At 42.4% G+C, this 25,526-nt stretch carries 19 protein-coding genes and 1 pseudogene; all 20 read left to right on the top strand.

Features of this window, described 5'->3' with window-relative positions; translation table 11 throughout:
* The first annotated feature begins 72 nt into the window (after window positions 1-72).
* The 20 genes and pseudogenes from RCG21_RS30070 to nikB all read left to right on the top strand — a co-directional run bounded on the left by RCG21_RS30070 (window position 73) and on the right by nikB (window position 25,514).
* On the top strand, window positions 73-1,254 hold the full coding sequence (locus RCG21_RS30070) for a M20 family metallopeptidase (RefSeq protein WP_308914162.1): 1,182 nt from the start codon (window positions 73-75) through the stop codon (window positions 1,252-1,254).
* Between the two features lie 71 nt (window positions 1,255-1,325).
* A complete protein-coding gene (locus RCG21_RS30065) occupies window positions 1,326-2,522 on the top strand; it encodes a hypothetical protein (RefSeq protein WP_133333820.1) in 1,197 nt (398 codons plus the stop codon).
* A gap of 407 nt (window positions 2,523-2,929) precedes the next feature.
* A complete protein-coding gene (locus RCG21_RS30060) occupies window positions 2,930-3,067 on the top strand; it encodes a hypothetical protein (RefSeq protein WP_165976215.1) in 138 nt (45 codons plus the stop codon).
* Window positions 3,068-3,313: 246 nt separating this feature from the next.
* Window positions 3,314-5,002: a PucR family transcriptional regulator gene (locus tag RCG21_RS30055; RefSeq protein WP_133333821.1), complete on the top strand. Its 1,689-nt coding sequence runs from the start codon at window positions 3,314-3,316 to the stop codon at window positions 5,000-5,002.
* 173 nt (window positions 5,003-5,175) lie between these two features.
* The gene (eutB, locus tag RCG21_RS30050) at window positions 5,176-6,180 is read left to right on the top strand and encodes a hydroxyectoine utilization dehydratase EutB (protein WP_133333822.1); all 1,005 of its coding nucleotides are present in this window, start codon (window positions 5,176-5,178) and stop codon (window positions 6,178-6,180) included.
* 265 nt (window positions 6,181-6,445) lie between these two features.
* On the top strand, window positions 6,446-7,630 hold the full coding sequence (locus RCG21_RS30045) for a M24 family metallopeptidase (RefSeq protein WP_133333823.1): 1,185 nt from the start codon (window positions 6,446-6,448) through the stop codon (window positions 7,628-7,630).
* A gap of 25 nt (window positions 7,631-7,655) precedes the next feature.
* Window positions 7,656-8,660 carry a cyclodeaminase gene (locus RCG21_RS30040; RefSeq protein WP_308914161.1) on the top strand — a complete coding sequence of 335 codons (1,005 nt, stop codon included), beginning with the start codon at window positions 7,656-7,658 and terminating at the stop codon, window positions 8,658-8,660.
* 15 nt (window positions 8,661-8,675) lie between these two features.
* Window positions 8,676-9,881: a cystathionine gamma-synthase family protein gene (locus RCG21_RS30035; protein ID WP_308914160.1), complete on the top strand. Its 1,206-nt coding sequence runs from the start codon at window positions 8,676-8,678 to the stop codon at window positions 9,879-9,881.
* A gap of 29 nt (window positions 9,882-9,910) precedes the next feature.
* Window positions 9,911-11,146 carry a M20 metallopeptidase family protein gene (locus tag RCG21_RS30030; RefSeq protein WP_308914159.1) on the top strand — a complete coding sequence of 412 codons (1,236 nt, stop codon included), beginning with the start codon at window positions 9,911-9,913 and terminating at the stop codon, window positions 11,144-11,146.
* Complete coding sequence (locus RCG21_RS30025) at window positions 11,136-12,191, top strand: homoserine dehydrogenase (protein WP_308914158.1); 1,056 nt, start codon at window positions 11,136-11,138, stop codon at window positions 12,189-12,191. Before RCG21_RS30030 ends, RCG21_RS30025 begins: the two co-directional genes overlap by 11 nt.
* Before the next feature lie 25 nt (window positions 12,192-12,216).
* On the top strand, window positions 12,217-13,659 hold the full coding sequence (locus RCG21_RS30020) for an aldehyde dehydrogenase family protein (protein ID WP_308914157.1): 1,443 nt from the start codon (window positions 12,217-12,219) through the stop codon (window positions 13,657-13,659).
* 41 nt (window positions 13,660-13,700) lie between these two features.
* Window positions 13,701-14,876 carry a M24 family metallopeptidase gene (locus tag RCG21_RS30015; RefSeq protein ID WP_133333829.1) on the top strand — a complete coding sequence of 392 codons (1,176 nt, stop codon included), beginning with the start codon at window positions 13,701-13,703 and terminating at the stop codon, window positions 14,874-14,876.
* Window positions 14,877-14,938: 62 nt separating this feature from the next.
* Entirely contained in the window at window positions 14,939-16,225 is a 1,287-nt protein-coding gene (locus RCG21_RS30010) for an MFS transporter (RefSeq protein ID WP_133333830.1), read from the top strand.
* Between the two features lie 187 nt (window positions 16,226-16,412).
* Window positions 16,413-17,861 (top strand): UDP-glucose dehydrogenase family protein, encoded by a 1,449-nt coding sequence (locus RCG21_RS30005; protein WP_133333831.1) that lies wholly within the window; start codon window positions 16,413-16,415, stop codon window positions 17,859-17,861.
* Window positions 17,854-18,873, top strand: a complete 1,020-nt coding sequence (locus tag RCG21_RS30000) for an SDR family NAD(P)-dependent oxidoreductase (protein WP_308914156.1) — start codon at window positions 17,854-17,856, stop codon at window positions 18,871-18,873. Before RCG21_RS30005 ends, RCG21_RS30000 begins: the two co-directional genes overlap by 8 nt.
* 5 nt (window positions 18,874-18,878) lie before the next feature.
* Window positions 18,879-19,718 (top strand): glycosyltransferase family 2 protein, encoded by an 840-nt coding sequence (locus tag RCG21_RS29995; protein WP_308914155.1) that lies wholly within the window; start codon window positions 18,879-18,881, stop codon window positions 19,716-19,718.
* Between the two features lie 378 nt (window positions 19,719-20,096).
* Window positions 20,097-20,288 (top strand): hypothetical protein, encoded by a 192-nt coding sequence (locus RCG21_RS29990; protein ID WP_165976216.1) that lies wholly within the window; start codon window positions 20,097-20,099, stop codon window positions 20,286-20,288.
* Between the two features lie 179 nt (window positions 20,289-20,467).
* A complete protein-coding gene (locus RCG21_RS29985; protein WP_308914154.1) occupies window positions 20,468-22,513 on the top strand; it encodes a GW dipeptide domain-containing protein in 2,046 nt (681 codons plus the stop codon).
* 377 nt (window positions 22,514-22,890) lie between these two features.
* Window positions 22,891-24,458 (top strand): annotated as a pseudogene (locus tag RCG21_RS29980) (glutathione ABC transporter substrate-binding protein).
* 132 nt (window positions 24,459-24,590) lie between these two features.
* Complete coding sequence (gene nikB / locus RCG21_RS29975) at window positions 24,591-25,514, top strand: nickel ABC transporter permease (protein ID WP_308914153.1); 924 nt, start codon at window positions 24,591-24,593, stop codon at window positions 25,512-25,514.
* The last annotated feature ends 12 nt before the right edge of the window (window positions 25,515-25,526 follow it).

Raw genomic sequence — 25,526 nt, 5'->3', positions numbered from 1 at the left:
TCAGATATTTTATACTTTTTAGTATAGTAGAAAAACATACACAGTAATTTTTTTATATAGGAGGTCAATGAAATGAACAAGCTTTATGAATTATTGGATCAGGCATACGAAGAAATGGTAGAAATTCGTCGTTATTTACATCAACATCCTGAGCTTTCCTTTCAGGAAGAGAATACAGCCAAATATATTGCCGAGTATCATCGGAATTTGGGACATGAAGTCCGGACAGGTGTAGGCGGCAATGGTGTTGTTGCTACATTGCATGGTGGTAAACCTGGACAGACCGTAGCCTTACGTGCTGATTTTGATGCATTGCCAATTCAGGAGGAGACCGATGTTCCGTACAAGTCGCAAGTGCCAGGTGTCATGCATGCATGTGGACATGACAGTCATACAGCAACCCTTCTCGGACTCGCTAAAGTGCTAAACTGCATGAAGGATGAAATCGAAGGGAATGTCGTCTTTATCCATCAGCACGCAGAGGAGCTTCTCCCAGGCGGCGCGATTGCAATGATTGAAGATGGCTGTTTAGAGGGTGTCGATGTCATTTTTGGCCAGCATATTTGGTCCCCAACACCTGTTGGAACGATTGAATACCGGACCGGCCCAATGATGGCAGCAGCAGACTTTTTTAAGGTGAAAATTCAAGGCCGCGGCGGACATGGATCCCAGCCGCATTTAACAAAGGACAGTGTTGTGATTGGAGCGCAACTTGTCGGAACTATTCAGCAGATTGTCTCACGCCGAGTCGATCCGCTCGATTCAGCCGTTATTTCCATTGGTTCGTTTGAAGCGAAAAATGCATCGAATGTGATTGCCGATACGGCTTTCCTTCAGGGTACCGTTAGAACCTTTAAAGAAAGTACAAGGGAATTTATTGAAGCGGAAATTGAAAGGGTTATAAAAGGAACTTGTATTACTGCTGATTGCACATACACTTATGAATATCAAAAAGGCTATCCAGCCCTTGTCAATCATAAGGAAGAAATGGAGTTCGTTGCGAATCTTGCTGAAACCGTTCCTGGTGTTACCGCTGTGAGGGAAATCGAGCCGCTAATGGGTGGCGAAGACTTTGCTTACTATTTAGAACATGTGAAAGGGGCGTTTTTCAACACAGGCGGCCAAAGCCCAGAGTGGATCGAAACCTATCCACACCATCATCCGAAATTTAACATTGACGAAAAGGGTATGTTAATTGCTGCTAAAGTTTTAGGAGCAGCTACATTAACATATTTGGAGAATAATAAAAAATAAATTGGGGTTAGGCACTTGATCTTTGAAGGGTCTAGTGCCTACGAAAATAAAAAAAGAAAGAAGGGATTCTTATGTCTCAAATGCTTGCACTAGTAATTGTTGTTCTTATTTTATTTATTGGAGACGTTGTGGCGGTTAAGACCAAAGCTTGGATTCCTTCTGTATTTATCAGTGCGGTTTTATTCTTGATTGGCTATTGGACATTTTTCCCGAAGAATATTGTTGAGTTAGCGGGTGTGCCGCCGGTTGTAGCGACAATGATGATCTACTTATTGATTACCAATATGGGCACGTTACTTTCTTTAAAGGAATTAAAGAAACAATGGAAGACGATTATCATTTCGCTTGCAGGGATTGCCGGAATCATTGCGTTATTATTTGGAATTGGAACCTTTATTTTTGGCTTTAAAACCATTGTTGTTGCGATTCCGCCGTTAGTCGGCGGCTTAGTATCTGCCTTGATTATGTCGGAAGGGGCAAAGGAAGCAGGGCTTACAACGTTATCCGTCTTTGCCATCGTCATTTATGTCATGCAAGGATTTGCCGGTTATCCACTTACTTCGATTGTATTGAAAAAAGAAGGAAGAAATCTTCTTCAGAAGTATCGCAGCGGTCAATTGGGTATGGCTCAAGCAAATGAGGAGGTTGCCGCTACAGCTGTCGCGGAACCAAAGGAACTTAAATTATTTAAAAATTTGCCTGATAAATATAATACTGATTATTTCAAATTCTTACGACTTGCATTTGTCGGATTCTTAGCCTTCATCGTTTCCACTTTATTGAAGCCAGTCGTCGACATTAGTCCATTTGTTTTATGTTTATTATTTGGTGTTATTGCACGAAGTGTCGGCTTCCTTGAAAGGCATGTACTGCAAAAAGCGAATGGTTTTGGAATTGCGATCATGGTTCTCATGTTGTTTGTTTTCGATCCGCTGCAAAGAGCAACGCCAGGGATGATTATGGAAATTTTATATCCGTTGATCGGCTGTATTGTGTTAGGTGTCATCGGAATGTACATTTTCTCGTTTATCATTGGAAAGGTCCTTGGGGTCAGCAAACACATGTCCTTTGCCGTATCGTTAACAGCACTATACGGATTCCCATCCGACTACATCATCACAAACGAAGTCATCAAATCCCTAACCAAAGACGAAAAAGAACAAGAAGTGTTGACCAGCCACATGCTGCCACCCATGCTCGTCGGCGGATTCATCTCCGTCACAATCGTTTCCGTCATATTAGCAGGAATATTTGTAGGATTTTTATAGGGTGGTTTCGACAAAAATCGGGCTGTGCCTGTCACCACCCGATTTTTGTCGAATTCTTTTTTTGTTTTAAAAGCCATTGTTTTGTTGTATATTAAAGAGGATAATTGGATTTTTATACATTGCTTTTTTAGGTGGCAATGCTTTAGCGCTTGTCCAAGTAGGCAGTTTTTCTATACTCCGGTCACTTTGTCAAAACTTGTAATATAATATTCTTTGAATATGTAAACGTTTTCAATTATAATGTGGATAGGTGGATGGCGCGCGTGGCCATCATGGTATTGAGCGTAGGGTGGGGCCGATACTATCATGATTGATTACTAGGTATGTAGTGACTGCAGAACGAACAATCTATTAGTAAAATTTTATAAAGAAAATCCAGCGAAGGAAAAAGAAAGGGGTAAAAAAACGTGGAGAAACATAAAAACTTGTTTGATCTTTTTGTACAGGAAGACCGATTTGAACTTCATTCCTATTTAACTTATTTGTTCAACCAGCTCTGTGATCATCTTCCAGACCATGTCGAAGAAAAATTGGCGAACCAATAAAATATGAAAAAAAATATGAAAAATACCAAACCATAAAGGCGGCCATTTTATTTTACTGAAAATAAAATGACCGTTTTTTTGTGCTGTTTTGGGACTAGCACACTCGGATGCTTTTGAAAAAGAGCGGTGCCTGTCACCACCCGAAATTTGTCGAATAAATTTACATAATTTACTGAGTAGTCAGAGTTTGTTAGAATAATATTATACGTGGATAATAAAAGAGTTAGCAGCAGGACAGGAGGTTCCATGGGATTACTTGTAAATGACATCTTACAGTTAGAGATTATGAAGGACGCTATGGTGGTTGCCGGGGAAGATTTGGTACAGGAAAAAGAGGTTCAATGGGTTTCTGCTATGGAAATGCCGGTAGAAAGTTTTGTACGAAAGAATGAATTTGTGTTAACTACAGCAATCGGCTGCGGTCAAAACGTGAAGGAATTTGAAAAATTTGTACAAGATGTGATCGATTCTGAGGCTTCCGCACTGGCAGTAGCTTTAGGACGTCATATTTTTGAGATTCCAAATGAAGTGATTGAAAAAGCGCATCAGAATCATTTAATCCTGATTGAGCTGCCGTGGGAATTGCGCTTTTCTGATATCATTGAGGAAGTCATGCTTCAATTAAATGATGTCAATTATAAGGAAAGCAGAAGATCTGAAAAAGTTCAGCAGGAGCTTTTGAATCTAATATTAACCGAGACCGGTCTAACTTGTATTTCGAATTATTTATACGGGTGTATAGAGTACCCAATTGTAATAACCGACCAAATTGGGACCATCCAGGCCCAAAGTAAAGATGCCCCCAATTTTCTCGAATATTGGCGAGGTTATGCTGTAAAAGGGGTCCTTCCCCAGCGGAAGCCAACGCTAAGGTCGTCACATGATCCAATGATTCAAAAAATCCAATCCATTTATATTGACGAATATTGCATCTTACAGCTCCCCGTCATTCAGGTCTCAGGAAATACCCTGGGCTATTTATTCGTCATCTTGCCGTCTGAGGTATTGCTAGATCAGTTTTTAACTCAGTATATTGTCAATGTATTAGAGCATGCTGTCACAACCATCGCTTTGTGGTTTTCAAGAAAAAATGCTGTTGAAGAGGCAAAATCCATTCTTCACGATTCTTTTGTCAAAGAATTAACGAGTGGAGAATTTACGTCTTGGGATTCAGCAAATTCCAGAGCTGAAATTGTCGGCTATAACTTGAATCTTCCCTATATTTGTTTGATTGGCGTGCCGGAAAATTTAAAAAAGCTTTTTCAGAAAAACAATTGGGATGAAATGGCTTATCAGCAGTGGGTTGACAGCATGATTCATTATATAAAAGAAGAAATTTATTATGCTGCCCAGTCCTTGAATAAAGAAGTGATGATTACCTATCAACAAGAAAAGCTGATCGTTATGATTGAAATTTCTTTAGAAAACAAAAAAGAAAGCGTAACCAATTTTTTAGATCTTGTCGATCGCCGCCTGCGCAGTTTACTTCCAAAGGTGGTGATCTCTTGGGGGATTGGCAATTATAATGAAGGGGTTTTAGGTTTTAAGGAAAGCTATCAAAATGCGCTGACCGCCCTAAATATCAGCAGGAATAAAAAAGGAATCGGAAACCGGGTGATGTATGAAAACACAAGGATCGACCGAATCCTTCTCACCCTCTTTCAAAACCAAGAAATGAAAGAAATCATTACAGCCACCGTTGAACCGCTCGTTGAATATAACAAACAGCGAAATCTTGATTTAATTGATACCATCAGTACCTATAATCATTATCAGGGGAATGTAAGTAAGACTGCGAAAGCATTATTTTTGCATCGGCAATCCTTACTTTACCGTTTACGAAAAATTGAAGAGTTAACCGGGCTGTCACTTGTTGACCCAGATGATTTGTTTTTATTAGATTTGAGCATAAAAACTTGGAAAATGGGGCAATAAATTTCGCAGATCATTTTATAAAAAGCTGGCAAATGAAATGGAAGTCACTTCATTGCCTGCTTTTTTTCATTCAAAGTGTATGAAAAATCCGCCTTAGTTATCGACAGTTTTGACAATTGATATCCCAGTACCAAAAACTTAGGATTAGAGTAAAATGCACGGAGGTTGGTTCCATGACAGCTATACAAAGGAAAAAAGAATTAATGAAAATTCGGGACGTATGGGAAGCAAGACAACGAATTAGTCCGCTCATCAAACGAACACCAGTCATCCAGTCGTCCATACTATCAGAAAAAATTGGCCGCAATGTGTATTTAAAGCTCGAAAACGTTCATGAAGTTGGGGCCTTTAAAGTAAGGGGAGCAGCCAATAAAATCCTAAGCTTAAGTGAGGAAGAAAGAAAACGAGGAGTTGCAACGTACTCAACCGGAAATCATGGCATGGCGGTAGCTTATGTAGCAAAAAAGCTTGGCATTAATGCGGTTGTTTGTATTTCCAATCGGGTGCCAAAGGCAAAAGTCGACTCCTTAAAAAGGCTTGATGCACATATTGAAATCGTCGGTGACAGCCAGGATGCTGCAGGTGTGCGCTGTTATGAGCTCGAGAGGGAGAGGGGATTAACGGTTATTGAGCCATTTGATGACCCGTATGTGATTGCAGGTCAAGGAACGATTGGGCTGGAATTATTGGAGGACATCCCCAATCTAAGCGATGTAATTGTTCCGCTTTCGGGCGGCGGACTGCTGTCTGGAATTGGCTTGGCAGTGAAATCCAATGATCCAGGAATCCGCGTAACGGGGGTTTCGATGGAAAAATCAGCTGTGATGTATGAGAGTTTAAAAGCGGGTAAGCCAGTCGTGCTTCCGGAAAGCGAGACACTCGCTGATAGTTTACTTGGTGGAATCGGCCTCGATAATCAATATACCTTTCCAATGGTCCGAAAATATATGGATGAGGTCGTTCTAATTCCAGAAGAGGAAATTGCTTTTGGCATGGCTTTTATGATGGACAAACACCGAATGATGATGGAAGGTGCTGCAGCAACAGGAATTGCAGCTATTTTAGGCAATAAAATCCTACACCAAGAAGGGGATGTTGCTGTTATTATCAGCGGTCAAAATGTCGATCTGTCCATTGTCCATTCGGTCATCGAAAAATATCTTTCAATACACAAGTGATTTTGTCACTTGTGTTTTTTTTGGAAGAAGGTTGTTTCATCGATTCTTTGATAAGTGACCAAGATTCGCTGATAAACTGGTCGATAAATCCCGAACATTCGCTGATAAAATTAATCTTCACTTACTTTTTGCTAATTTTGACTAGAAACTAGCAAAATCTTTCATACAGAATGTCAGATGAAAAAGCTTTTAACAGTTTTATATAATACAAACAAATAGAAATATTCCAAAAATAAATATAACAAAACAGGAGTGAACAAGATTTATGTCATTCTCAATAACAGAATATAAAGAACGTATCCGCAAAACAAAAGAACGAATGGCTGAAAAAGGAATTGAGGTTCTCCTACTTACAGACCCAGCAAATCTAAACTATCTTTCCGGTTATGACGGATGGTCGTTTTACGTTCATCAGATGCTTGTTGTCATGCTTGATGAGGAACAGCCAAAATGGATTGGACGCGGCCAGGATGCTAACGGAGCAAAAGTAACGACTTGGCTAACGGATGATAATATCATTCCTTATCCTGATGAATATGTTCAATCCGATCTTAAACACCCAATGGATTTTGTTGCCGATCGATTAAAAGAATTTGGCAAAGATAACTGTTCAATCGGTGTGGAAATGGAAAACTACTATTTCACGGCAAAGTGCTATCAGCAGTTAACAAAGGGGCTACCAAATGCCACTTTCCAAGACGCAACCCTACTCGTCAACTGGGTCCGTTTAATCAAGTCGGATGCAGAAATTGAATATATGAAACGCGCAGCCAAAATTGTTGAAAAAGCAATGCAGGCAGGAATTGATCTAATTGAAGAAGGCGTAAGGGAATGCGATGTTGCTGCGAAGATTTTTTACAACCAGATTACCGGTACCGAAGAATTTGGCGGCGATTATCCATCGATTGTTCCATTATTGCCATCCGGAGAAAAAACTTCGACACCGCATTTAACCTGGACAGATGATCGCTATAAAGACGGGGACGCTGTTATTGTCGAAATAGCCGGCTGCTATAAACGATATCACTCACCGCTCGCGAGAACCGTTCAGATTGGCCGCCCTACAGATGAAATGAAAACTCTTTCGAGTGTTGCAGTTGAAGGCATTAATGCCTGCTTGGATATGATTCGTCCTGGTATCGCGGCTGAAGAAATTGAAGAAACCTGGAGAAAAACAATTGAGAAAAGCGGATTTGTGAAGGAATCACGCCTTGGCTATTCAATGGGCTTGAATTACCCGCCAGATTGGGGCGAGCACACCATGAGCATCAGAAAAGGCGATAAGACGATTTTACAGCCTAATATGACCTTCCATCTCATTCCAGGATTGTGGCTTGACAAATATGGCTTTGAAGCGAGCGAGTCCGTTCGGATTACGGAAACTGGATGTGAAACCTTTGCGAAGCTTCCTAGAGACTTGACGTTAAAGGGGCATCAGCTTTTAAAGTAAACCTTAAATGGAGGTGAATCACACGATGCGAATCTTCACAGAGCAGGAACTAAAGCAATTTGTTTCATTAAATTCTGAGGCTGTAAAAGTGGTTGAAGATGCTTTTACTAGCTTATCACAAGATCAAGTTTCCATGCCGCCGATTATGAGAGTGGATATTGACGATCAAAACGGTGAAGTCGATGTAAAAACGGCTTATATCAAGGAAAAAGAAATGTTTGCAATCAAAATCTCTTCCGGCTTTTTCAATAATCATCTTCTTGGGTTGCCAAGTGGTAATGGGATGATGATCCTGATTAACACAAAAACCGGGGTTCCGGAAGCCGTCTTACTCGACAATGGCTACTTAACCGATGTCCGCACGGCGGCAGCTGGAGCGGTTGCAGCATCCTATCTTGCCAAAAATACGATTGAAACCGTTGGGATCATTGGAGCGGGCAGCCAGGCAAAATATCAGCTGCGGGCACTGAATATTGTAAGGAAGTTTCAAAAGGTCCTCGTGTACGCCCGGTCAGCTGAACGCGCAAAGAAATACGCGGAAGAAATGACTGCTGAATTAGGAATTAAAGTTGTGGCCGTTGACAGCGCTGAAGCGGTAGTCCGGAATAGTGACATTGTGATTACCACCACCCCGGCAAAAGAGCCAATCATCAAAGCCGAATGGCTGCACCCTGGTCTACATATTACTGCGATGGGATCGGATGCTGAGCATAAGCAGGAATTAGAAGCCGAAGTTATAGCGAAAGCAGACATTCTTGTCTGTGATACAAAAGCTCAATGTGCCCGGTTAGGGGAACTGCATCATGCTCTTACAGCTGGTGTCCTCACGGAGGAGTCGGAGGTTGTCGAATTAGGTGACCTAACTTCCTTGTGGGGGGCCGGACGTAAAAACGACGAACAAATTACCGTATGTGATCTAACAGGAACGGGTGTACAGGATACAGCCATTGCCCTGTTTGCTTATAAAGAAATGGTGAAAAGAAACAAAGGCATAACCATCGAAAACAATAAAATTTTACAAAAAAACTAATGAGGAGTGGTTTTAATGACGAACACAAACGCGAAAATGGGAACGAAAGCAGTATGGGCTGGAGAAAAGGATTATTTAGTACATGGAGCAACTCAAGTACCAGTGGTATTGAGTGTTGCTTATGGCTATGACGATATGGACGAATGGTATGATGTCGCAATTGGTAAAAAGAAAGGTCATATCTACGGACGTAACACGAATCCAACAGTACAGGCGTTTGAAGATAAAATCAAAATCCTTGAAGGCGCAGAAGCAGCAACAAGCTTTTCAACAGGAATGGCTGCCATCAGCAACACACTTTCCACTTTTTTAGTACCTGGAGACAAGATTATTTCCATTAAAGATACGTACGGCGGCACAAATAAAATTTTTACAGAGTTCCTTCCGCGTCAGAACGTAGAAGTCGTGTTATGTGAAACAGGAAACCATGAGCAAATCGAGCGTGAAGTAGCGAAAGGCGACGCTAAAATTCTATACCTAGAAACACCAACAAACCCAACTGTAAAAATTACTGATATTGAACGGATGGCAAAAGCAGGTAAAGCGGCTGGAGCATTAGTGATTGTTGATAATACGTTCGCAACTCCAATGAATCAAAATCCACTTTCCTTAGGTGCTGATTTGGTTATTCATAGTGCAACTAAGTTCCTAGGCGGACACGCAGATGCATTAGGCGGCGTTGTATGTGGTTCTGAAGAATTAGTGGAAAAAATTTATCACTTCCGTGAAATTAACGGCGCGACAATGGACCCAATGGCAGCGTACCTGATCCTTCGCGGAATGAAAACGCTTCACTTGCGTGTACGCACACAATGTGAGAATGCTATGAAACTAGCGAACTACCTACAAACGAAGGATCTTGTGGAAGGGGTTTATTATCCAGGTCTTGAAACACATCCACATCATGATGTGGCGAAAAAACAAATGAGAGACTTCGGCGGTATGCTTAGCTTTGCAGTAAAAGGCGGTGTTGATACGGTTCGTGATCTTCTTCCCAAATTACAGTATGCCAACCGTGCTGCGAACTTAGGTGCAGTTGAAACAACTGTTGGACCTGCTCGTACAACTAGCCACGTTGAGTGTACACCAGAAGAGCGTGCTGCAATGGGAATACCTGAAGGATTGATTCGTATTTCTTGCGGTATTGAAGATATTGAGGATATCATTGCAGACTTTGAACAAGCATTTACTCACGTTGAAAATCTTTTAAAAGTGAAATAGACTTCCAAATCAGTAGGAGGAATGAACGGATGGAAAATCATCCTACAGCAGTTCAAGCAAAAGCATTGAGCGAGCAGCTGATTGAATGGAGGCGCCATTTTCATCAACATCCCGAACTCAGTTTTCAAGAGTTCGGGACCTCCCAATTTGTTGCCGAAACACTAAAAAAGATAAAGGGTTTACGGGTGGAAACCGGGATTGGCGTCGAGACGAGTGTTGTTGCAACGCTAACATCAGGGGAAGGACCCGTGATAGCTATTCGTGCGGATATGGACGCTCTTCCGATTAAGGAAGAAAATACGATTGACTATCAATCGAAAAATGAAGGTGTCATGCATGCATGTGGTCATGATGCCCACACCACCATCTTGCTAGGTGCCGCCCATCTTCTAGCAGAGAAATTTGAAAAAGAAGGGCTTCAAGGCACCGTTAAATTTATTTTTCAACCAGCAGAAGAAGCCACTGATGAACATGGACTTTCCGGTTCACCGTACATGGTTCAAGCGGGCGCTTATGATGATGTAGACGCAGCGATTGCCCTGCATATGTGCCCATGGCTTCCGGTTGGAGCGGCCCAGGTGAATAATGGGTATAGTATGGCCAATGTCGACGTGTTTACGGCGAAAATTTTTGCAAGCGGCGGACATGGTGCCTATCCTGAACTAGGAACAGACCCGGTTTGGATGTTGGGACTTGTGATGCAGGCGTTACATGGTGTTGTGGCCCGCAGAATTCCTGCATTGGAAGCGGGTGTCATCAGTATTGGTCAGATCCATGCCGGAACGGCAAGCAATATCATTCCAAGTGAGGTTTTCATCTCTGGGACAATCCGCAGCTATACGCCTGAAGTACGGGACTTATTAAGTCTAGAACTGAAGAAGGCGCTGTCGATTGTGGAACCAATGGGCGGAAGCTACACACTTGAAGTGGAAAGAGGCGAACCTGCCTTAAACAATGACCCTCATGTGAACGAGTTATTTTTAAAGGCAATGGATGAAATGTATCCGGATTTTCAAATTGTTAAGCGTCCCTTTGGGATGGGCGGAGAAGATTTTGGCTATGTGACGCAAAAACTGCCAGGAGCCTTATTTTTCCTAGGAAGCGGGACAGAGGATGGGCTGAAGCGGGATTTACATACACCAATCTTTGATTTGGACGAAAGCAGCTTATCCATTGGTGCCGCGATTCTAACGCAAACGGCTGTGAATTTTTTAAAAGAAAAATCCCAATCTTTAAAAACGGAGGTGCAGGTACATGGCGCATAAATTAGCCTTTATCGGCTTTGGCGTTGTTGGTCAGGGCTTAGCAGAAATATTACTCGAGAAAAAAGAACAATTAAAGGAAAAAGAAGGATTCGAAGCAACGGTTGTGGCGATTTCTGATTTTATCAAAGGGTCGATCTATCACCCGAATGGCCTAGATTTAGATCTTGTTTTAAAAACCCTAAGAGAGACAGGAAGTCTAGAAAATTATCCTCAGACATCAGGTTTAATCATAGGCTGGGATAGTTTTCAAACGATCAAGGCCACAAACGCAGATACGGTTATTGAAGTTTCCTATACGGATGTCAAAACCGGCCAGCCGGCGATTGACCACTGCAAAGCAGCATTTGAAAGTGGAAAAAATGTCGTGATGACCAATAAAGGTCCCGTTGCCCTTGCTTATAAAGAATTATCGGAAATTGCTGAAAAGAATGGGGTTCATTGGGGCTTTGAAGGGACAGTAATGAGCGGCACTCCATCTTTAAGAATGCCAATTGAAACGCTGGCAGGAAATGAGATCAAGGAAATCCGCGGGATTTTGAATGGTACAACCAACTATATTTTAACGAAGATGGAACAAGAAGGCGTTTCCTATGAATCAGCCTTGAAAGAGGCACAGGAGCTTGGGTATGCGGAAGCAGATCCAACAAGTGATGTCGAAGGCTATGATGCAAGATATAAAGTTGTCATTCTAGCAAACTATATCATGGGTATTCCATTAAAGGTAGAAGACGTTTCTTGTAAAGGAATCACCGAGATTTCATTAAAGGACATTGAAGAAGCGAAGGCTGAAGGAAAGCGCTGGAAGCTGCTTGGGAAAGTGAAAAAGGAAAACGGCGAAGTGACTGCTTCGGTTGCACCGGAAAAGGTTGAGATTACCGATTCATTAGCATCGATTGGCGGCGCTGTCAATGCGATTACGTATGAATGTGATCTGCTGGGGCCTGTTACCTTAAGCGGGGCTGGAGCTGGTAAAACAGAAACAGGATTTTCTCTGTTAATCGACTTGATTCATATTAACCGTGAGCGTAAACCGGTAGTCGTTTAATAAAAAATAGAAAGGCGTGAAAGGGATGACAGTTCAAATCAGAGGACAGAAGATGTTGATTGGCGGCCAATGGGTGGAGCGTGATCAAGTGATTGAAGTGCGCGACCCCCAGGATAATCGTTTGATTGATACCGTTCCAGCAGCTACTAAGGAAGATATGCTTGAATGTATTGAGGCGGCAAAAGTAGGGGCCAAAATCGCGGCCGGCATGCCTGTGCACGAAAGAATCAGAGTCATCCATGCGGCTGCTGATTATATTGAAGAACATAAAGAGCGTTATGCTTCAATCATCAGTCAAGAAGGAAGCAAAACGATTCGCGAAGCGCAAAAAGAAGCCGCCCGCTGTATTCAAACATTAAGAATTAGTGCCGAAGAGGCAAGGAGATTAAATGGGGAAACGCTCTCCTTTGATCAAATGCCTGGCAGTGAGAATCGCGTTGGGTATTACTATCGCTTTCCAATTGGAATTATTGCCGCGATTACTCCTTTTAATGATCCGTTAAATCTTGTTGCCCACAAGGTTGGGCCGGCGATTGCGGCCGGCAATGCGATTATCGTAAAACCTGCAAGCGTGACACCGCTAAGTGCCCTATTGCTTGCAGAAGCCTTCTCCTCTGCAGGACTTCCGCCTAATGTGCTGTCTGTCATCACCGGACATGGCCGTGAGATCGGTGACATCCTTGTCACACATCCTGCGATTCGGATGATTAGTTTTACAGGAGGATTGGAAGCGGGAGAAGAAATCGTTCGGAAAGCCGGTTTGAAAAAGATTGGGATGGAGCTTGGTTCCAATTCTCCTGTCATCGTGCTGGAGGATGCGGACCTTGGAGATGCAGTTGAATCGTCCGTATCTGGTGCCTTTTGGGCTGCTGGTCAGAATTGTCTTGGTGTGCAGCGTATTTATATCCAAGCGGGGATCATGGCAGAATTTCAAAAAGCATTTGTTACGAGAACAGAGCAATATCATGTTGGCGATAAACAATCTGTACTTACCGACATGGGACCGCTGATTACCGAAAAAGAAGCGATCCGTGTTGAAAAAATGGTTGAGGAAGCCATCGAAAAAGGTGCCATTTTACTAACAGGAGGAAAACGGAACGGAGCCTTTTACGCCCCTACTGTTTTGACGAATGTTCCTGAAAACTGCAGCATCGCAAAAGAAGAAATTTTTGGACCGGTTGTTCTTCTTTGCCCGGTAGCGGATCTAGATGAGGCCATTCAAAAGTCAAACAGCGTGGAGTATGGCTTGCAGGCGGGAATTTTTACAAAAAATATCGAAAAAGCTCATAAGGCCATTTCCAAATTGGATGTGGGCGGGATTATGATCAATGACAGCAGTGATTATCGAATTGATGCGATGCCGTTCGGCGGTGTGAAAAATTCTGGATTAGGCAGGGAAGGCATCAAGTTTGCCCTCCAAGAAATGACGGAACCAAAGGTCGTGTGCTTTAAGTTATCAGATCAGTAATTTTTAAAAAAAGTTGATTCCACCAGGGAGGAAATTCGCTTATGTCATTTACAACAAGTGAGTATAAAGAGAGAATACGGAAAACGAAAGAACGAATGATGCAAAAAGGAATTGATGTCCTGCTCATCACCGATCCGGCCAATATCAATTATTTATCTGGCTATGATGGTTGGTCATTTTATGTGCATCAGATGCTTGTTGTCATCATTGACGAAGAACAGCCGATGTGGATTGGAAGAGGAATGGATGCGAATGCTGCTAAGGTAACGACCTGGCTCTATCGCGACCATATCATTCCTTACCCGGATGATTATATTCATTCAGACACCAAGCATCCGATGGATTTCGTAGCTGGCTTTTTAAAGCAAATTGGCCAAGAAAATCGCTCCATAGGGGTCGAAATGGAAAACTATTATTTCACAGCCAAAAGCTACGAGCAACTAAAAAAAGGTCTGCCAAATGCTAATCTACAAGATGCAACTTTGCTGGTGAATTGGGTGCGCCTCATCAAATCCGATGCGGAAATTGAATATATGAAACGCGCAGCTGTGATCGCCGAAAAAGCGATGCAGGCAGGAATTGAGCTAATTCAAGAGGGTGTCAGGGAATGTGATGTAGCTGCGAAGATTTTTTACACCCAAATTACGGGAACGGAGGAATTTGGCGGAGATTATCCAGCGATTGTACCGCTATTGCCATCCGGTGAAAAAACCTCGACTCCGCATTTGACTTGGACAGATGAACGGTATAAAGACGGGGATGCGGTTATTTTAGAATTGGCAGGATGCTATAAAAGATATCATTCCCCACTAGCCCGAACCGTTCAAATTGGTAAGCCAAAAGAAGAAATGGAAACCCTTTCAAAGGTGGCGGTCGAAGGCATTAATGCTTGCCTTGAGATGATTCGCCCTGGTATCGCGGCGGAGGAAATTGAAGAAACCTGGAGAAAGACAATTGAGAAAAGCGGCTTTGTAAAGGAATCACGGCTTGGTTATTCAATGGGCTGTAATTACCCGCCAGATTGGGGCGAGCACACGGTAAGTATTCGTAAAGGGGACAAAACAATCTTACAGCCGAATATGACATTCCACCTGATTCCAGGATTATGGCTCGACAAATATGGTTTTGAAGTGAGTGAGTCCATCCGGATCACCGAATCAGGCTGCGAAACCTTTGCCAAAATGCCAAGAGACCTGACCTTGAAGGAATTCGTTTAGTTAAGGAAAATTTAAGTTAAAAGGATAAAATTTATTCGATTAAATAAGGGGATGATGCATGGATGAAGAAAGCTACGATGGCTACTGCAATAGGGAATCTAGTTGAATGGTATGAATACGGTATCTATAGTTATACTGCGGCTCTTATTGGTGCTCAGTTTTTTCCGGAAAAAAGTAGTTCAGTAGCTTTGTTATACGGATTTGCGATATTTGCAATTTCGTTCTTCTTTAGACCGCTCGGTGGAATAATCTTTGGTTCGATTGGTGACCGTTTGGGGCGTAAGAAAGTAATGGTGGTAACGATTATGGTAATGTCCTCTTCAACCGCTATTATCGGGTTAATTCCCAGTTACGGGTCCATTGGTATTTTCGCACCGCTATTATTAATTTTGATGCGGATGACACAAGGGTTAGCCGCAGGCGGGGAGTATACAGGAGCATCTGTCTTTATGAATGAATCAGCTCCTGGTCGGAGACGCGGGCTATTCACTAGTTTACTAGAATCGGGATCTTTACTCGGCTACATTATCGGTTCCATATTTGTCGCGTTGCTCACGTCCGGGCTAAGCCATGACGATATGGCAGCATGGGGATGGCGGATTCCATTTATTTGTTCCTTGCCTTTAGCATTAGTGGGAATGTATGTTAGAACGAAAGTGGATGATACACCAACTTTTATTCAGATGAAGAAAGAGAATACTTTATCTAAGAACCCTCTAAAAGAAATGTTTTCAACTGCTCGCAAGCCGCTTGCGATTGCCTTCTTAAATGTGGCGTTCGCCAATGGTGCTTATTATACCTTGCTAACTTATCTTCCTTCTTATTTTGAGACACAGGTGGGGCTTTCGACAATGCAATCCCTTGTGGTTACGACGAGCGGGATGTTGTTCATGATGATTCTCTTTCCGATTTTTGGTATCCTGGCTGATCGCTATGGCAGGAAAAGGTTTCTGCTCTTATCATCCTTACTAGCTATTTTTACAGCGGTTCCGATTATTGCTTTCGTTTCAGGCGGATCTTCAGCTGGTCCGATAGTAGGTTACTTTGCCTTAGGAATCATTGTTGCGATGTTTATTGGGGTATTTCCTTCGACCATTCCATTGTTGTTTCCGGATCGAGTAAGAAACAGTGCCTATGGGATTTCCTATAATGTTTCGACTGCCATCTTTGGAGGTGGTGCACCATTCATTATCACCTCCTTACAAACAGCTACAGGAAACAACCTCATGCCGGCTTTCTATTTAATTGGGACAGGACTAATGGCCATAGTTTCCATCATGCTCATACCTAAAACCATCAAAAAAGCAACAACCAACGGTGCAATCGAATCAGACACCCACTCTGCCTAAACAGAAGAGCTAAGACCACTGGTCCCTATGGACGGTGGTCTTTTTGAATTCGGCAAAATCCGGGCCGTGCCTGTCACCACCTGGATTTTGTCGAAGCCCTTCAGCCCGATGCAATTGAATTCATTTTTTATCGATTACTTATGTTAAGATAGGTTCTAGTGAGGTTTTTGGAAGGAAGTTGTCATTTATGAATGATTATATAGATGAAAGCAGGCGCGATGATCAGGGTTATAAGCTGGCGGTGGCGGGGACTGGCTATGTCGGACTGGTAGCCGGTGTGTGTTTTGCTGAGGTAGGCCACATGGTGACGTGTGTCGATGTCGATGAAGACAAGATCGCCAGGATGAAACAGGGGATTTCTCCTATCTTTGAGGCGGGCCTTGAAGAGCTTATGAAGAAGAATTATGCGGCTGGCAGATTGCGGTTTACCACAGACTATTCACAGGCCTACAAGGATGCAGACGCGATTTTCATCGGAGTTGGAACCCCGGAGCAGCCGGACGGTTCAGCGGATCTTTCGTCAATTGCCACTGTTGCGCGGCAAATTGCTGAAACCATTGAGAAGGACTGCTTAGTGGTGGTGAAATCAACGGTTCCTGTGGGGACCAACGATAAAGTAGAACAGTTTATCCATGATTTTCTACCTCATCATGGCGGACAGGTAATGGGAAATGGGTCCGCCTCGGAAAAGCCAATCCGAGTCGAGGTAGCTTCAAATCCCGAATTCCTGGCACAGGGTACAGCTGTCCACGACACACTAAATGCGCCGAGAATCATCATTGGGACGGAAAGCAAGTGGGCAGAACAGATGCTGCAGAAGATTTATGAACCGTTTCAGCTGCCGATTGTTTCCGTCAGCCGGCGATCGGCGGAGATGATTAAATATGCCGCAAATGATTTCCTTGCGCTAAAAATTTCCTATATGAATGATATCGCGAATCTATGTGAGCTAGTTGGTGCCGATATTCAGGATGTAGCGGTCGGGATGAGTTTCGATGAGCGAATCGGCGCGAAATTTTTACATGCTGGAATTGGCTATGGCGGCAGCTGTTTTCCGAAGGATACGAAGGCGCTCAACTATTTGGCTGAGCAGCACGGATATGAGCTGCGGACCGTCAAGGCGGCCATTGACGTGAACATCGATCAAAAGACGGTACTATATAAGAAGGCCAGCAAACGGTTGATCACCTTCAATGGCTTGAAGGTGGCTGTGCTCGGTTTGACATTTAAGCCGGGAACGGATGACACACGGGAGGCACCGTCCCTTGATAATGTTCCCCTGCTATTGGAGCAGGGGGCCGAGGTTTTTGCCTATGACCCGGTTGGCGCCGAGCAATTTAAGCGGCGGTTTCCTGAGGGGTCCATTGGAAAAGGAAGTATCACATATGTGGAAAAGGCCGCAGAAGCGTTAGAGGGTGCCCATGTCTGTTTTATTTTTACCGAGTGGGGCGAAATCAAAGCGGTGAAGCCTGAAGATTATAAAAAGTGGATGCGAACACCGCTGGTATATGATGGCCGCAATATTTACCTGGTGGAAGAAATGAAGGGAGCTGGGGTTGAATATTATTCGGTTGGAAGACAAGCGGGAACGCGGAGAAGCGCTGCTGTTCTAGAGAGGGAAATAAATCATGTTTGAAAAAAATAAGACCTATCTGATCACTGGGGCGGCAGGGTTTATCGGCTATTTTTTAGCGCGGAGGTTATTAGAACAAGGCTGCCGGGTCATTGGGCTTGATAATTTAAACGATTATTATGATGTAAACCTGAAGAAAGCCCGTCTGGAAAAACTTCGAAACTATGAGCAGTTTATTTTTATGAAAGGGGATATTTCCGACAAGGAAGCGGTCTTCGGAGCATTTGAGACGCATGAACCTCATATTGTGGTGAACTTGGCCGCGCAAGCAGGGGTTCGTTATTCGATTGAGAACCCGGATGTTTATATTCAAAGCAATCTGATTGGTTTTTATAATATTTTAGAGGCGTGCCGGCATCACCCGGTTGACCATCTTGTATATGCTTCATCGAGCTCGGTTTATGGGGAAAATGAAAAAGTCCCTTTTACAGAAACGGATTTTGTCGACCACCCAGTTTCGCTTTATGCGGCAACGAAAAAGTCAAATGAGCTGATGGCCTATACGTATAGCCATCTTTATAAAATTCCCGTCACAGGGTTGCGCTTTTTTACGGTTTACGGACCGATGGGGCGGCCGGATATGGCCTATTTCGGGTTTACTCAGAAGTATTTTGCGGGTGAGCCGATTCGGATTTTTAATAATGGTGATGTGGAAAACGATCTCTATCGCGATTTTACGTATATTGATGATATTGTTGAAGGACTGGTGCGTCTACTGGAAGTGCCTCCTATGGCAGATGGAGGTGTACCACATACTGTCTTCAATATTGGCAACCATCGCCCGGAAAAATTGATGGACTTCATTGAGACATTGGAAAAAGCTTTAGGTCGGACGCTGGGCAGAGAGGTTCTTTTTAAAAAAGTCTTTGAACCTATCAAGCCGGGGGACGTTCCGGCCACCTTTGCTTCGACAGACAGGCTTGAAAAAGCAGTAGGCTTTAAACCTTCAACTTCAATTGAAGAAGGGCTGCAAAAATTCACGGATTGGTATTGTGAATATTATCAGGTGAAATAAAAGGGATGAGTAACATAATGACAGGGGAAAGAGTATTAAGTCAGCCATTTGTTTCAATTGTGATCCCTACCTACAATCGGCTTTATCAATTAGCCGAGTTGGTGGAGGCACTCAGCAGGCAGACGTACAAAAATTTTGAGGTAATCATTGTTAACGATTGTGGGGAAAAGGTCGATGTCCTTCAGGAAGTGTATCCTGATTTGAATCTAGTGATAGTGGAGCTGGGGGAGAATTCGAAGCATGTTTTGGCCCGCAATCAAGGGGTATTACGGGCTAAAGGCGAGTTCATCATGCTGATTGATGATGATGATTTAATTATCCCGACCCATCTTGAAACGATGGTCGGAGCGATTGAAGACTATGATTTGGTTTATTCCGATGTAGAGATTGTGAATTTTGCTGTGGAACACCAGGTGAGAGTTGCAGCCAGCCGGTTTTTATTTGCCTATGAGATGGACTTAGAGGCGATGAGAAGCTTCTCCACCTATGTCCCCTCCGGAAGTCTTTATCGACGGGAGTTGCATCAAACATTGGGGTTATTTGACCCAGACGTACATAACTATTGGGATTGGGACTTCTTCTTGCGGGTAGCGGAAAACCACCGGGTTCATCGGGTGGCGAAAGCCGGCGTTCTATACGACTTTTCCGATGCGAACAATAACCAATCGAAAGATCCGGCATCAAGAAGAGACTATCTAGACAAACTATCCGAAAAACACCAGCTTGGAAGCCTCCCAACCAAAAATTTCTTCCAGCTCCTAGAACAACCCGAAGTCAAACAAAGACAAGCCGAAAGCCACATCCTCTGGGACGGCCAACCGTTTCGGTCTCGATTAATTGGGTAAGGGGTTCTTTTAATTCGACAAAAGTCGGGCGGTGCCTGTCACCATTCGATTTTTGTCGAATTTTTAGTGATTTCTAAATACTTTTATTTTTTATGAGTATATTATTACAAAATAACGTGTTTTTTTTGCTATTGGTACTCTAAAGATGGTATTAAAGGAGTTTGGGCAAAATTTCCCCTTATGACTTGGTATATCAATATTATTTACTATTTTTTTTAATATTTTTACTTTTATTATCTTAGTTCACATGAAAAATGGACTATGATACGATCAATTTGGTTTTGGAATTGTTGTGCCCATCAATCGAACAATGAAACAACAAAATGAATCAGTCATCATACCTTCCAAAATCATCAAAATTCTTTAATAGAGGTGTGGATGATGAAGCTTAACCAAGCTTTTCAAAACGAGAACCTGAAACTTTTAACGGAAATCCGTGATCTTAAACTCAAAATGCAAAAACTCTACCAAGAAAAAGGTCCAAGCGCCCCCGACTACATCACACTTTCACTAAAACTCAATTTCCTCATGAACGAATACTTTGATGAAAAATTAGTCCATCTGCAATAGACTTATTATCCTATTCGACAAAATTCGGATGGTGCCTGTCACCATCCGAATTTTGTCGATTCTCCCCTTTTTTTACAAAAAAATCTCAAAATATCTCAAAATATCTTAAATTTTGTAATAGAGTAATAGTATAATTGTCTTATGAAAATATTTCGAGAATAAAAATATGGGGAGGAAGTATGAAAAAAGCAGTTATTTTAATAGTGGTTATGTTGATGTGTTCGACAATGTTCCCGCAATGGCTGACAGGGGGACAGGCCTTTGCAAAGGCCAACTATCCGGATGTGAATGAATATATTAAAACAAAAAAGCTCACACCGGTGAAATTCGAATATCAGCATATCAGTAAGTTTCCAGACTTTAATTATCGCAATGGCTATGCGATGGTTGAAGGGGTCGTCGCCCATGAAACGGCAAACAGCCACTCGACCATCTACGACGAAATCGCCTATATGTCGAAACATTATAACAATGCATTTGTGCATGCATTTGTCGATGGCTCCCATGTCATCGAAATCCAGTCCCCCGATTATGGGGCATGGGGCGCAGGACCGTATGCTAACAAACGCTTTGTCCATGTCGAACTGGTCCGAGTACATAGCTTTGATCAATTTGCTCGCTCCATCAATAACTACGCGAACTACCTTGCCTTTCTACTATTTGAATACAATCTAGGAGTCACAAGCGCTGAAAAAACAGGTAAAGGCACATTGTGGTCCCATAATGCCGTTTCCAAATTCCTTGGCGGCACAGACCATGGTGATCCGCATGGTTATTTTTCCCAATGGGGCTATAACTGGAATGACTTTGTTAATCAAGTCACGCAAAAATACAATACCTTAAATACAACAATCGATACAAAAAGATTAGGCTATATCAAAAACGAAGGCGCAAAAATTTATCAAGAAATTGGTGAAGACACCACTGCCATTACAGCAGATTCAACCTATACCAATCGCGTTTATTACATAAAAGAACAAGCGATCGAAGACGGTCAAATCTTTTTTCTATTAAGTAATGAAAAAGGAATCATCGGTTGGGCAAAGTCAGCGGATTTATCCGTAATGCCATACGCCATCATCAGTAAAAAATCAAAGAATTTTATTTTAAAAGGAACCGGAAAAGCCTATAGCAAGGAATGGGGCCAGAAAAATGACGCCGTCATCGCGACGCTTTCTTCCTATGCCGACCAAGAATTCGCGGTCAACGCAACGGAGCAAATCGGAAACTCAATTTGGTATCACGGAACGCTTGCAGGCCAACCGGTTTGGGTGTATTCAAGCAACGTAACGACCATCACTGAAAGCAGCACAAACCGATTAGGTGTGGTCAAAAATCCTGACGTTAAGATTTATAAGAACATTGGTGAGGAAGCGACTGCGAATCTAGCGGGTGCAACGAATACCAGCACTGTTTTTTACATTAAAAAGAAAGCTGCGGCAAACGGTAAAACCTATTACCTGCTTAGCACACAGCCAAGCAGCACAAAAGGAGTAATCGGCTGGGCAAAATCGACGGATTTAACAACGGAATCCTATGCAGAAGTTGATAAAAATCCGAAGATGTTTTTAATCAATGGATCCGGCAGCGCCTATAGCAAGGCATGGGGCGGTGTAAAGGATTCCACTATTAAAAATCTATCCGTCTATAAGGAACAGGGATTTAAGGCGCAGCTAACCGCTAAAATCGGCAGTACCATTTGGTATCGCGGACAGTTGGATGGTAAGACGGTTTGGGTTCCTTCTTATTCTGTCAAATCAATCAAAGAGAGCAGCACAAGCCGTTTAGGCCGTGTAAGAAGCAGCAGTGTAAAGATTTATAAACTGATAGGAGATAGCTCGTCTGGCTTCAAGGCAGGTTCAACCTATACGAATCATGTCTATTATATGAAGAAACAAGCAAGCTTTATGGGACAAACCTATTACTTGCTGAGCAATCAGGCTAGTGCAAGCAAAGGAGTCATTGGTTGGGTGAAACAAACTGACCTTTCCTCACAGAGCTATGCGCAGGTCAAACAAATAAGCAAAAAACTTGTTGTCAAAGGAACTGGCAGCGCCTACAGCAAACTATGGGGCAGCAAAAAAGACACCATCTACAAAAGCCTATCCAAATACAAAGGAAGTACCTTCAAAATCACTTCCACATGGAAAGTCGGAAAAACAACCTGGTACTACGGCAACTTCGGCGGCAAAAAAGTATGGATCGACAAAAAATATTTGAAATAATGATTCGACAAAAATCGGGTGGTGCCTGTCACCACCCGATTTTTGTCGAATTCTTCCCATTGAAAACGTTTTCGGTGAAAGCTATAATAATTTTAACTCTTCAAGTTTGGTAGGTTTATATTTTTTTATTCAATTAATTTCACCACTGGAGAAATTAAACTAAGAAATTGTGAATACACCTAGAAAAGTAGCATGGGATTATAGTCTTTATTAACACCATGGATAAAATTGCGGTATTGGATTTAAGATTACTTCTATCCCCAATCCTGTTATAGGAGACGAAATGGAAGTAATCCAATCATATTCTTTCAAGGGTATAACTCATATCAAACACAACAAGCAAAGTACCTGAAAAAATTATCAAAGGGGGAAGACAATTGAAGAAGACTCATTTTTGGAAAACGCTGCTGTTAATCGTTCTTTCGGCAATAGTAGTCGTTGGATGTTCCAGCAAGGAAAGCAGCAGTGAAAAGAAGCCTGGTACCAAATCAGGTGACAAAGAAATGGTGATTGCAGTAAATGAAAACTTTATTTCGATGGACCCGCACAATACGGGTGATACCAATTCTAACTCCGTGCAGTCTGCCATGCTTGAAGGGCTATTGGGCTTTGATGCAGAAGGAAAGATTATACCTAAACTAGCAGAAGAGTACAGCGTTAGTGATAATGCATTGGAATATACCTTTAAACTGCGTAAAGGGGTAAAGTTCCATGATGGGGAAGACTTTAATGCAGAAGCCGTAAAAGCCAACTTTGAAAGAATCATGAAAGATGACAGCCTTCGTTTAAACAGCCGCGGATTTAATCTCATCACGAAAATCGATGTAATCAATGATTATGAAATGAAAATCACCATCAAAGAACCATATGCTGGGATGTTAACCAGATTTGTATCCGCAAAAATTCTTAGTCCGAAGCTCTTAGCTGAAGGAAATGACAAAATTGCCAAAAACCCAGTCGGAACAGGTCCATTTAAATTTGTTGAATGGGTTCAAGGCGATCATTTAACCGTTGAACGTTTTGATGGGTACTGGAACAAGGCTGACCGTGTGAAAAAGATTACCTATAAACCAGTTCCGGAAAATGGCTCTCGCGTTGCTATGTTGAAAACAGGTGAAGCACAGGTCATCTATCCACTGCCAAGTCAAAATATTAAAGAATTAGAGAGTAATTCTGACGTTAAAGTAGAAAAAATTCCTTCTACGATCGCACGTTATGTATCGATTAACACGATGAAAAAGCCTTTTAACGATCCGCGTGTTCGTCAGGCATTAAACTATGCCGTTGATAAGGATGCTTTTATCAGTGTTGTCAATGCGGGCTTCGGGCTTCCTTTAGACTCGATTATCCCGAGCAAAACGCTTCACTATGTAAAACAGGAAGAATATCAGCAAAATATCGAAAAAGCAAAGCAATTATTAAAAGAAGCTGGATATGCAAATGGCTTCAAAACGGAAATTTGGGGGAATACAAACTCCGACACGATGAAGGGAATGCAGTTCATCCAGCAGCAATTAAAAGCCATTGGCGTCGATGTAAATATTAAATCAATGGAAGAAGGCACTCTTTCGGATGAAATTTATGGAGCACAAAAACCGGAAGATACAAAATTACAAATGTGGTATGTAAGCTGGTCTGCCTATCCTTCTGATACAACCAATGCGACAAAACCATTATTCTATGGCGGTTCGTTCCCTCCAAGGGTGCGAATACGGCTTATTACAAAAATGACAAGGTAGACAAATGGATGGATGAAGTGAATAAAACAGCAGATGAAGCAAAACAGGATGAAATCTATAGCAATATCCAGTCCACCATTTATAAAGATGCTCCATGGATTTTCCTAGGCGTCGATGAAATTTTAACTGGCAAGAGAACAAATGTGGAAGGTGTCAACATTACGCCAGATGGCGGAATTGACGTAACAAACGCAAACTTGAAGTAATTTTAATGGTTATAAAAAAGGCGGAGGGGGACTCTCTCCCCCGAGGCTTCTTACCTTCTTAGAAGATAAGAATAATTAAATTTTGACTTCGAGAACGGTCTAGCGCGCTTTTCTTAGAAAGGGGTTTTCACCATGCTCCAATATATTTTAAAAAGAATACTAGAAATGATTCCTATTCTATTTATTGTTTCTATTTTAATCTTCCTCTTTACCCACTTAATTCCTGGAGACCCAGCACGACTGGTGGCAGGAAAAGACGCCACGTTAGATGAGGTCGAAGCGATTCGGGCGCAGCTTGGGCTCAATCAGCCGATTTGGGAGCAATATTTTACCTACATGGGCCACCTATTTCAAGGGAATTTAGGTACCTCCCTGAAGACAAAATTACCAGTAACGGATATGTTTGTTGACCGCTTTATGCCATCGATTTATTTAACATTAGCCAGTATGGTTTGGGCTTTAATCATTGGATTAATTATTGGAACATTCTCCGCTGTTTTTAAAAATAAATGGCCCGATTATCTTGGGATGGTAACAGCGGTTTCGGGAATTTCGTTACCAGGTTTTTGGTTAGGGTTAATCCTCATTCAGATTTTCTCCGTACAGCTGGGATGGTTTCCAACAGGCGGTGCAGAGGGCTGGCAAAGCTATGTGTTACCATCGTTAACGCTGGGTGCCGGCATCATGTCGATGCTTGCCCGGTTTACCAGATCTTCATTACTCGAAACGCTTAAGGCTGATTTTATCCGTACGGGACGTGCAAAGGGATTGAAGGAATCGGTTGTCATTCCTAAGCATGCCCTGAGAAATTCACTTATTCCGGTTGTAACCATTGCTGGTTTGCAGTTTGGCTTTTTACTGGGAGGCTCCGTTGTAGTAGAAACTGTTTTTAGTTTCCCGGGAATGGGTCGGTTATTAATTGACTCGATTGCCTTTCGTGACTACCCTGTCATCCAGGCTGAATTATTACTGTTCTCCGTTGAATTTATTATTGTCAATTTAATTGTCGACCTTTTATATAGTTATCTTAATCCTAAAATCCGCTACGTTTCATAGAGGAGGGCCGTA

The sequence above is a fragment of the Bacillus salipaludis genome (assembly GCF_030938565.1).
GTDB lineage: Bacteria > Bacillota > Bacilli > Bacillales > Cytobacillaceae > Neobacillus > Neobacillus salipaludis_A.
Note: the sequence above shows the minus strand (reverse complement) of the source record. Positions and strands in the feature narration are given on the sequence as shown.